This window comes from Neisseria sp. GT4A_CT1 (genome assembly GCF_000227275.1).
In the GTDB taxonomy this organism is placed as follows: Bacteria; Pseudomonadota; Gammaproteobacteria; order Burkholderiales; family Neisseriaceae; genus Neisseria.
In genome coordinates, this window is record NZ_JH164969.1 from 212,093 (window position 1) to 221,986 (window position 9,894).

Below are 9,894 nucleotides of genomic sequence, written 5' to 3' on the forward strand. Positions count from 1 at the left end.
TGATGGCGATGCTGCCGAATTGGGACGGCTGTCGCACAAACGGCTGGCGAGTTTGGTCGGCATTGCCCCGCACCCGAGGGAGAGCGGGGAAACCAAATTCAAAAGCCGCTGCTTTGGCGGAAGGTCTGCGGTGCGTAAGGCACTGTATATGGCTACCGTGGTAGCGACACGTTTTGAACCGCTTATTCGGGATTTCTACCAACGCCTGCTGTCCAAGGGTAAGCCGTATAAGGTTGCCGTTACGGCATGTATGCGCAAACTGCTGACGATATTGAATGCCCGGATGCGTGATTACTTTGCCGAAAACGGTACCACCGAAAACGGTATCCGAACGGCTTGATTTGAGTTTTGGTATTTTTGCCCGACGGGGTGAAAAATACAGTTGCTACGTTGAAACCGAACAATCCATGTAGGTCAGATTCTCGAATCCGACATTTCAATCATTCCCGAATTTTCGCAATGTGTGGACATCGTTTTTTTGTCGGATACAAGTATCCGACCTACATCGAAACCGAACAATCCATGTAGGTCGGATGCTTGAATCCGATATTTCAATCATTCCTGAATTTTCTCAAGGCGTGAACATCGGCTTTTTTGTCGGATACAAGTATCCGACCTACATCGAAACCGAACAATCCATGTAGGTCGGATTCTCGAATCCGACATTCCAATCATTCCCAAATTTCCACAATGTGTGGACATCGGCTTTTTTGTCGGATACAAGTATCCGACCTACGTTGAAACCGAACAATCCATGTAGGTCGGATTCTCGAATTCGACATTTCAATCATTCCCGAATTTTCGCAATGTGTGGACATCGGCTTTTTTGTCGGATACAAGTATCCGACCTACGCCTTTAATTACAGCGACAGCAGGTCGCCTTGGCATGAAGCGGTGCGTAATTCTTTGTCCACATTTGTACCGCATTCCCATACTCCCGATCCTACGGTATAGCGGATATTAATTTTCTTATCAGTGATTTTGTCGTTTACGCCACTGCTTTTGAAAGTAACGGTCAGCAGGCATTGGGTTTCATTCTTTTCTAAAGCAACACCATTGACGAAATTGCCCGTATGCACGCTGGAGGTAAACCAAGGTTTGGTGGTATCGCAAGCATTAATGCCCTCGGTAGAAATAGCCTCGACCAGCGGGCTTTTCAGACCGGCAAGGATGTCATGCCCTTCAGTTGCCTGCGCCTTGGCGGTATAGTTGCCGAACAACGGCAGGGCAATGGCGGCAAGTATGCCGAGAATGGCGACGACAATCATCAGTTCGGTAATGGTAAAACCTTGTTGTTTCATACGACAGCCTTTGATGAAGTGAGTTAGGAGCAGAATCGGTTTGCCCAATTTGAATTGTTTGAAGAGATGGTAGAAAAGCCCGCCAGAGCGGGCTTTGTAATTTCATAATAATTTATGAAATTAGCTGTTATTTTTTTGCGACAGCACGGCAAGCAGCAGGTGCTACGTTATCAGCCAGGTTGGTAGTACAAGCCCAAGCACCAGTTGCAGGAGTCAACGTCATAGTAATAGTTTTCTTAGCCACTTTATCATTGACACCAGTAGATGCATCTTTAAAGGTAGCAGTCAAAGCACAAGTAGCAGAATCTTCTGAACCTGCATGTGCAGCTGCCACACCTTTAACATATTTACCGGAACGTACTGCGGATTTAAACCAAGCCGGATCATTGGCACCAGCCGCACCAGTATCATCAGTAGCACCATTACAAGCTACGTCATTACTGCTTGCTGCAACTGCCTCAACCAAAGGCGTTTTCATACCGCCCAAGAGTTCGTAGCCTTCAGTCGCTTGTGCGCGGGCAGTGTAGTCGCCGTACATAGGCAGGGCGATAGCGGCCAGGATACCGATAATTGCTACGACGATCATCAATTCGATCAGGGTGAAACCTTTTTGGATTGCTTTCATTTAATAAACTCCAGTTAAAAAAGTGTTGTGAATAAAAAAATGTTTGTTGTTAAAAAATCCGTAATGTGTTTGGCTCTGCTTGTTTATGAGTAAAACCATCAAGTAGAAGGAATATACAGCTTCCCGGTTCGGGCTTCGTTGCTTCGTTTCCCTTGCCGGACGTAATGTATCAAGCAGGGGATGTGCCAAGTCTGGATTTTTTTGGATTTTTTGTGAAAATATTTTGTAATTTTATGTTTTTAATAGGTTTAAATTTGTTTTGAAGGATTTTTCGGGCAGATTTGGGCTTTTTTATGACGTAGGATTGTTTTTGCAATATGACGTGTTTTGTCATTTTTTGATTTTTTTGGGGGAGGTGAAGAAGACGTTTTGTGTCACGTGCCGTGTTTCGTCACTTTTGAAAGCCGTTTTTAATAATATTTAAATATTTAGACAAGCGGTATTATTTTTCAGATAAACGGTATTTTTGAAATTTAGATATTTTTAATATATTGATTTTTCGAATGTTTTTAATATGATATTTTGATATTTGATATTTATTTGAGATAAACGGCAATTCAAAATAGAAATTTATGGAAATTAATTTAATTTTGAATGGTTGTTTTCAGCGCCCGAAGCCTCTTCTAAAAAGGGGATAACCGATAGGGATACCCGCCCTGCCTTTTTTCGATTTTGCACATTATTTTTGGCAGATTCTGCCTGCATTAGCTGATGGCGATAATGATATAGTGGATTGAATTTAAATCAGGACAAGGCGAGGCAACGCCGTACTGGTTTAAAGTTAATCCACTATACTTGGTCTTGATTTGAATCTATATATAGATGATGGAAACGGCAAAAGGTCGTCTGAAAATCTCGAATTGAGGTTTTCAGACGACCTTTTGAGCTTGTTTATAGATAAAGGGTTGCTAAGGCTGGCTTGGGTTTTGACCATCAAGCCAGCGGGGCGAGCAGTTTGTCGAAGGCTTCTTCAAATTGTTTCAAACCGTCTTCCTGCAAGCGGTTGGCGAGGGTTTCTACGTCTATGCCGAGCGCGGCGGTTTCGGCAAGCTGCGCTTGTGCTTCTTCTACGCCTTCGGTCAGCGTGGCTTTGGCTGTGCCGTGGTCGATGAAGGCTTTGAGGGTGGCGTCGGGGACGGTGTTGACGGTGTGCGCGCCGATCAGGCTGTCAACGTAGAGCGTGTCGGGATAGGCGGGGTTTTTGACGCCTGTGGACGCCCACAAGAGCTGCACGCGGTTTGCGCCTTTGGCCTCTAGTGCGGCAAATTCGGGGCTGCCGAAGTATTGCGCCCAGTCTTGGTAGGCGGCTTTGGCAAGGGCGATGGCGATTTTGCCTTTGAGGTGGTCGGGCAGCGTGGCGTCAAGCGCGCCGTCCACGCGGGAGATAAAGAAGCTGGCGACGGCTTGGATATGGGCAACGCTTTGTCCGGCTGCCAAGCGTTTGGCGATGCCGCGCGCGTAGGCTGCGTAGGCTTTGAGGGTTTGGGCGCGTGAGAACAGCAGGGTCAGGTTCACGCTGATGCCGTCGGCGATGAGGGTTTCGAGTGCTTCGATGCCTGCGTCGGTGGCGGGGACTTTAATCATGGCGTTTTTACGCGCGATGGCAGCATGGAGGCGGTGGGCTTCTTCTACCGTGCCTTGTGCGTCTTTGGCAAGCTCGGGGGAAACTTCGAGGCTGACGAAACCAGTTTTGCCGCCGGTGGATTCGTGTTCGGCAAGGCAAACGTCGCAGGCTGCCTGTACGTCGGCAATCGCCATGGTTTCGTAGCGTTGTTTGGGGCTGAGGTCTTGTTGTTTGAGGGCGGCGACTTCATCGGCGTAAAGCGCGTCGCCGGCGAAGGCTTTTTGGAAGATGGCGGGATTGGAAGTGACGCCGCACACGCCTTGTTTCAGCATTTGCGCCAATTCGCCGCTTTGCACGAGCGAGCGGGAAAGGTTGTCCAGCCAGATTTGTTGTCCTAATGCTTTAACGTCCGATAAAATAGTCATCTCTGATTCCTTTAAATATAGGTTATTTGCGAAGCAGGCGGTAATGCTACCCCTATTCGGCAAATTTGGATAGATTATTAGGGCATTTAACAATGTCCAAAACGATATATAGTGGATTAAATTTAAATCAGGACAAGGCGACGAAGCCGCAGACAGTACAAATAGTACGACAAGGCGAGGCAACGCCGTACTGGTTTAAAGTTAATCCACTATAAAACGAACACAAAAAGGCGTAAATTTATGGCAGGAAACGGTCAATATCTCGATTGGGCGCGCGAAGTGTTGCACACCGAAGCGGAAGGCTTGCGTGAAATTGCGGCGGAACTGGACGAAAACTTCGTCCACGCGGCAGACGCGCTGCTGCACTGCAAAGGCAGGGTCGTCATCACGGGCATGGGCAAGTCGGGACATATCGGGCGCAAAATAGCGGCGACTATGGCTTCGACCGGCACACCCGCGTTTTTCGTCCATCCTGCGGAAGCGGCACACGGCGATTTGGGCATGATTGTGGACAACGACGTCGTCGTCGCAATTTCCAATTCCGGCGAAAGCGACGAAATTGCCGCCATCATCCCTGCGCTCAAACGCAAAAACATTACCCTCATCTGCATTACCGCCCGCCCCGATTCGACCATGGCGAGCCATGCCGACATCCACATCACGGCGTCAGTTTCCAAAGAAGCCTGCCCGCTGGGACTTGCCCCGACTACCAGCACCACCGCCGTCATGGCTTTGGGCGACGCATTGGCAGTCGTCCTGCTGCGCGCGCGCGCGTTCACGCCCGACGATTTCGCCTTGAGCCACCCCGCCGGCAGCCTTGGCAAACGACTGCTTCTACGCGTTGCGGACATCATGCACCAAGACGACGCGCTGCCCGCCGTTCGACTCGGCACGCCCTTGAAAGAAGCCATCGTCAGCATGAGTGAAAAAGGCTTGGGCATGCTGGCGGTAACGGACGATCAAGGTCGTCTGAAAGGCGTGTTTACCGACGGCGATTTGCGCCGCCTGTTCCAACAGCGTGACCGTTTTGACGGGCTGACCGTCGATGAAATCATGCATCCTTCCCCCAAAACCATCCCCGCCGAACGCCTTGCCACCGAAGCCCTCAAAGTCATGCAGGCAAACCATGTGAACGGGCTTTTGGTAACCGACGCCGACGGCGTGCTGACCGGCGCGCTGAATATGCACGATTTACTGATGGCGCGGATTGTGTAAAGGCGGGCTAACCGTTTTCAGACGACCTTTATGTTAGAATAGGTCGTCTGAAACCTGGCAATCCGCAAGGAAACACTATGCAAACCTTAGACCCCGAGCTGCAACAGCGCGCGGCGCATATCAAGCTGCTGATATTGGATGTGGACGGCGTTTTGACCGACGGCCGCATCTTTATCCGCGACGACGGCGAAGAAATCAAATCGTTCCACACCCTGGACGGACACGGCTTGAAGATGCTTCAGGCAAGCGGCGTGCAGACTGCGGTTATCACAGGTCGGGACGCGCCCTCCGTCGGCATCCGCGTCAAACAGTTGGGCATAAATTACTACTTCAAAGGCATTTCGGACAAACACGCCGCCTATGAAGAATTGCGTGCGAAAGCGGGCGTAGAAGAAGGCGAGTGCGCCTTTGTCGGCGATGACGTGGTCGATTTGCCGGTGATGGTGCGCTGCGGATTGCCGGTTGCCGTCCCCGACGCGCATTGGTTTGCGCTGCAACACGCCGCTTATATTACGAAACACGCGGGCGGCGCGGGCGCGGTGCGCGAAGTGTGCGACCTGATTATGCGCGCGAAAGGTACGCTGGGCGCGGCTTTGAACGAGTACATCAAATGAAAGTAAGATGGCGGTACGGAATTGCATTCCCTTTGGTGCTGGCGGTCGCGCTCGGCGGATTGTCGGCATGGCTGGGGCGTATCAGCGAAATCGACATTGAAGAAGTCAAACTCAACCCCAACCAGCCGCAATACACGATGGACGGCATAGACGGGCGGCGGTTTGACGAACAAGGTCGTCTGAAAGAGCATCTGAGCGCAAGAGGGGCGAAACAATTTCCCGAAAGCAACGACGTCCATTTCGAGCTGCCGCACCTCGTCTTCTTCCAAGAAGGCAGCCGGCTTTACGACGTCGGCAGCGACGAAGCCGTGTACAACACCCAAACCAAACAACTCCTGTTCAAACACAACGTCGTCCTGACCAAAGCCGCCGATGCCAAGCGGCAGGCAGGCGTCGTCAAAACCGATCTCCTACACGTCGACACCGAATCGCAATACGCCCAAACCGACACGCCCGTTACCTTCCAATACGGCGAATCGAGCGGCAACGCCGAAGGTCTGACGTATGACCACAAAAAAGGTTTGTTGAACTTCCCATCCAGAGTGAAAGCCACGATTTATGATACAAAAAATATGTAAGGCATGTGTTTTAACCGCATTTTTCGCCACCGCCCCAGCCTACGCCCTGCAAAGCGACAGCAAGCAGCCGATACAGATTGAAGCCGACCAAGGCTCGCTCGACCAAAACAACCAAAGCACCACCTTCACCGGCAACGTCATCATCAAACAAGGCACGCTCAACATCCGCGCCGGCAGCGTCAACGTCTCCCGCAACGACAAAGGCGAACAGTTTATGAAAGCCAGCGGCTCGCCCGTCCGCTTCAGCCAGACGCTCGACGACAACAAAGGCACGGTTAACGGACAAGCCAACAACGTAACCTACTCCTCCGCCATCAACCTCGTTACCCTGACCGGCAACGCCAAAGTCCAACGCGGCGGCGACGTTGCCGAAGGCGCAGTCATCACCTACAACACCAAAACCGAAGTCTATACCATCAACGGCAGCTCGAAATCAGGTGCCAAATCCGCCGCCAAATCCGGCAGGGTCAGCGTCGTCATCCAGCCGTCCAGCACCCAAAAAACCAAATAACCAATATCTGACAACACAAAAGGTCGTCTAAAAACCAACGCAGCAAAAACCCCAAATAACATTTTCAGACGACCTCCGAACCAAGAGTCATTTATGAGCGAAAACACCAGCCGCCTCGTCGTTCAAAACCTGCAAAAAAGTTTCAAAAAACGCCAAGTCGTCAAAAGCTTCTCCCTCGAAATCGAAAGCGGCGAAGTCATCGGCCTGCTCGGCCCCAACGGCGCAGGCAAAACCACCAGCTTCTACATGATTGTCGGACTCATCGCTGCCGATGCAGGCAGCGTTACCCTCGACGGACAAGAACTGCGCCACCTGCCCATACACGAACGCGCCCGCCTCGGCGTCGGCTACCTGCCCCAAGAAGCCTCGATTTTTCGCAAAATGACCGTCGAACAAAACATCCGCGCCATTTTAGAAATCAGCACCAAAGACAAAAGCCGCATCGACGGCGAAGTCGAAAAACTGCTTGCCGACCTCAACATCGGCCACCTGCGCCACAACCCTGCCCCCTCCCTGTCCGGCGGCGAACGCCGACGCGTCGAAATCGCCCGCGTACTCGCCATGCAGCCGCGCTTCATCCTCTTGGACGAACCCTTCGCCGGCGTTGACCCTATCGCCGTCATCGACATCCAAAAAATCATCGACTTCCTCAAATCGCGCGGCATCGGCGTACTCATTACCGACCACAACGTACGCGAAACCCTCAGCATCTGCGACAGAGCCTACATCATCAGCGACGGCACCGTCCTCGCCTCCGGAAAGCCCGACGACTTGGTCAACAACGAACAAGTCCGCTCCGTCTATCTCGGCGAAAACTTCAAATATTGATTTCAAATACTGACCATGACAAACCGCACAATCAATTGTGCGGTTTTAAAATAACAAAGCGTCAGAAAGGTCGTCTGAAAACGTTTTCAGACGACCTTTCGGGTAGGTTGGGTTGAAACTGAACACCACAGAAGATTCAACGGCTTTTGTTGGGTCTAAACCCAACCTACATCGCCTACGTTGACAGAAACTTGTAGCGTGGACTTCGCCCAAGAAAGCCGTTTGAAAACCAATTAGGATTTCAGACGACCTTAATTTTATTTCTTCAATTCTTTCAACAAAGACGTTAACCCTTCCACACCATCGAATGTACCCGGCACTTTATCAGGGTTGGACAGAATACTGCTGAAAATCAGATTTTCGAATTTTTCTAACGCATCTTTATCATCAGTTTTGATTTCTTTTGCGTACTCAGCGTAACTTTGGATAAATTGGCATAACGACTGCCGCAGTTCCAACTGCATGATTTGGGTCTGTATCGAATGGTAATGAGTTAAAACTACTCTGAAGAAATAGATTAAAACAAATTCCAAGCCGATAATGGGTAGCATGGATTGCCATGAAATATCTATATTTACGATGAATTTTTTATAGAAACTGAAACATAATGGAGCAAGCGTGATAATCGATAAAAGTATCAATACAGCAAACGTCAGCCATTTTGCCCGATTTTTTTGGTTCAATAGATTTTCAAATCCTTGGGACAAGCCGACAAAGTTGAATGCTGTTTTGTATTCGTCTAATTTATCTTTGAGTACATTTACTTCATCTATTTTTTGTTGAATTTCATCCCGATATTTTGTAATTGATGTTTCTAAGGCATTTTTCCTTTCATCAAATTCAAAGAATGTCTTAAAGCCTTGGTTACCTATATAGAAACATAATATGTCTATCGGCATCTTATAAAAAGCATAACAAAGTTCTTCAGGATGTTTTCCTCCCGAATAGAACATTTTTTTATTTAATCCCTTGATTATTGAAAATAATGAATTTCCAGGATTGAAACTATATTCTTTTTGCTGAAAGCTTAAATTCAATTCACCTAAAAACCTTACAATATAGCCATAAAGATATAACAAATTGTTATCTGAAAAATCAAAAAGAAAATTTTTGATCAGACTTTTAAAATTTTCACCTATATAATGAATATTGAATAAACATTGTTCTTCCCATAACTCAGGATTATCAATCATCGATGACGCTACCACCGTAATCAATTCATACTGTTCGCGCTCCTGTTCTGACAATATTGACTCATTCACTTGGGCAATTTTCTTTTTAACCTGCAACAAATCATCATGTAACTCGCTAAAAAATCCCATTTTGTCCCTTTCCTATTTTTGCTGATTAATCTTTTCGGATTCTAAAGATAAGAATCGAATCACTTAATTTGAACGACCTATTTGCAAACTGCCGATTATTTAATGCCGTCATTCCCGCGCAGGAGGGAATCCAGACCTTGGCATTTCAGGAACATTTCAAGGCTGCTGCGACCTCAAACTTCTGGATTCCCGCCTGTGCGGGAATGACGGCGGAGGTTTCGGCAAAAATTGCTCCTCCCGTTCTCAGACGGCCTTTTGTTTTGATGGCGTAGATGGTAGCGTGAGCTTTGCCCACGATAATGGTGGGTAAAAGAGGTCGTCTGAAATTTTGGGTTTGGTTCGTGGGCGAAGCCCACGTTACGGGTTTGCAGTGATTCGCAGGTAGAACCCACACTACGCGGCTAATGAGTCAGTCAATTTTCGTAATACCTGCTTTATCCGAGCTTCGCTTCTTCCCCAAACACTTCCCGCCACAATTTCCTGACATTGCCGTAATGTGCCAGCAATTCGTCGGTTACTTCGGTTTTTTCCGCGTCGCGCAGTTTGGTGTTGTGTTGCTGCTGGCGGTAGAAGCGGTAGGCGGTGCGGCTTTGTTTGGCGAGGGTTTTGCCGATGAGGCCGCAGTCGGCGGCGATGTTCAAGAGGGCGATGTTGCCGTAGTTGTCGAGGAGTTGCGGATATTTTCGGGCATGGGCAAGTATCAGATATTGGACGATAAATTCGACGTCGACCACGCCGCCGCGTGCGTATTTGACGTTGCTGTCAACCGGCGGATGGGTGGGGAACATTTTTTCACGCATTTCGATGATTTCGCCTGCCAAGGCGGTTTGGTCGCGCTCGGCGGTGAGGATTTCGGTACGGATGCGGTCGAAGGCCGTCTGAATTTCGGGTGTGCCGCAGATGAAGCGGGC

Annotated in this window: 11 protein-coding genes and 2 pseudogenes; 8 read left to right on the forward strand and 5 right to left on the reverse strand. The window is 49.2% G+C overall.

Going from position 1 to position 9,894, the window contains the following annotated elements:
- Positions 1-340 (forward strand): IS110 family transposase (locus HMPREF1028_RS11050; RefSeq protein WP_009312818.1); only part of this gene is annotated, 340 nt, incomplete at its 5' end.
- Positions 341-860: 520 nt separating this feature from the next.
- On the opposite strand, the gene HMPREF1028_RS11055 is transcribed toward HMPREF1028_RS11050, so the two are convergent.
- From HMPREF1028_RS11055 to tal, 3 genes are all read right to left on the reverse strand, one after another.
- Complete coding sequence (locus HMPREF1028_RS11055; RefSeq protein ID WP_009312820.1) at positions 861-1,301, reverse strand: pilin; 441 nt, start codon at positions 1,299-1,301, stop codon at positions 861-863.
- 127 nt (positions 1,302-1,428) lie between these two features.
- A complete protein-coding gene (locus HMPREF1028_RS11060; protein WP_009312822.1) occupies positions 1,429-1,926 on the reverse strand; it encodes a pilin in 498 nt (165 codons plus the stop codon).
- A 933-nt stretch (positions 1,927-2,859) separates the two neighbouring features.
- Positions 2,860-3,915, reverse strand: coding sequence for a transaldolase (gene tal, locus HMPREF1028_RS11065; protein ID WP_009312824.1), 1,056 nt, complete (start codon positions 3,913-3,915; stop codon positions 2,860-2,862).
- A gap of 92 nt (positions 3,916-4,007) precedes the next feature.
- Here tal and HMPREF1028_RS14895 point away from each other — a divergent pair.
- From HMPREF1028_RS14895 to lptB, 6 genes and pseudogenes are all read left to right on the forward strand, one after another.
- Positions 4,008-4,127 (forward strand): annotated as a pseudogene (locus HMPREF1028_RS14895) (IS5/IS1182 family transposase); the annotation flags it as partial.
- A gap of 28 nt (positions 4,128-4,155) precedes the next feature.
- Entirely contained in the window at positions 4,156-5,130 is a 975-nt protein-coding gene (locus HMPREF1028_RS11070) for a KpsF/GutQ family sugar-phosphate isomerase (protein WP_009312826.1), read from the forward strand.
- Between the two features lie 77 nt (positions 5,131-5,207).
- Positions 5,208-5,744 carry an HAD family hydrolase gene (locus tag HMPREF1028_RS11075; protein ID WP_009312828.1) on the forward strand — a complete coding sequence of 179 codons (537 nt, stop codon included), beginning with the start codon at positions 5,208-5,210 and terminating at the stop codon, positions 5,742-5,744.
- Entirely contained in the window at positions 5,741-6,322 is a 582-nt protein-coding gene (gene lptC / locus HMPREF1028_RS11080) for an LPS export ABC transporter periplasmic protein LptC (protein WP_009312830.1), read from the forward strand. Before HMPREF1028_RS11075 ends, lptC begins: the two co-directional genes overlap by 4 nt.
- Complete coding sequence (gene lptA, locus HMPREF1028_RS11085) at positions 6,303-6,833, forward strand: lipopolysaccharide transport periplasmic protein LptA (protein ID WP_003766057.1); 531 nt, start codon at positions 6,303-6,305, stop codon at positions 6,831-6,833. The genes lptC and lptA overlap by 20 nt, the downstream gene beginning before the upstream one ends.
- A gap of 93 nt (positions 6,834-6,926) precedes the next feature.
- Positions 6,927-7,661, forward strand: coding sequence for an LPS export ABC transporter ATP-binding protein (gene lptB / locus HMPREF1028_RS11090; RefSeq protein WP_003766063.1), 735 nt, complete (start codon positions 6,927-6,929; stop codon positions 7,659-7,661).
- A 257-nt stretch (positions 7,662-7,918) separates the two neighbouring features.
- Here the strand turns inward: lptB and HMPREF1028_RS15600 are convergent, their stop codons facing one another.
- Positions 7,919-8,983 carry a hypothetical protein gene (locus HMPREF1028_RS15600; protein ID WP_009312831.1) on the reverse strand — a complete coding sequence of 355 codons (1,065 nt, stop codon included), beginning with the start codon at positions 8,981-8,983 and terminating at the stop codon, positions 7,919-7,921.
- Between the two features lie 68 nt (positions 8,984-9,051).
- On the opposite strand from HMPREF1028_RS15600, the gene HMPREF1028_RS15605 reads away from it, so the two are divergent.
- Complete coding sequence (locus tag HMPREF1028_RS15605) at positions 9,052-9,255, forward strand: hypothetical protein (protein ID WP_094113066.1); 204 nt, start codon at positions 9,052-9,054, stop codon at positions 9,253-9,255.
- A gap of 162 nt (positions 9,256-9,417) precedes the next feature.
- Here the strand turns inward: HMPREF1028_RS15605 and HMPREF1028_RS11100 are convergent.
- A pseudogene (locus tag HMPREF1028_RS11100) lies at positions 9,418-9,894 on the reverse strand (bifunctional glutamine synthetase adenylyltransferase/deadenyltransferase); the annotation flags it as partial.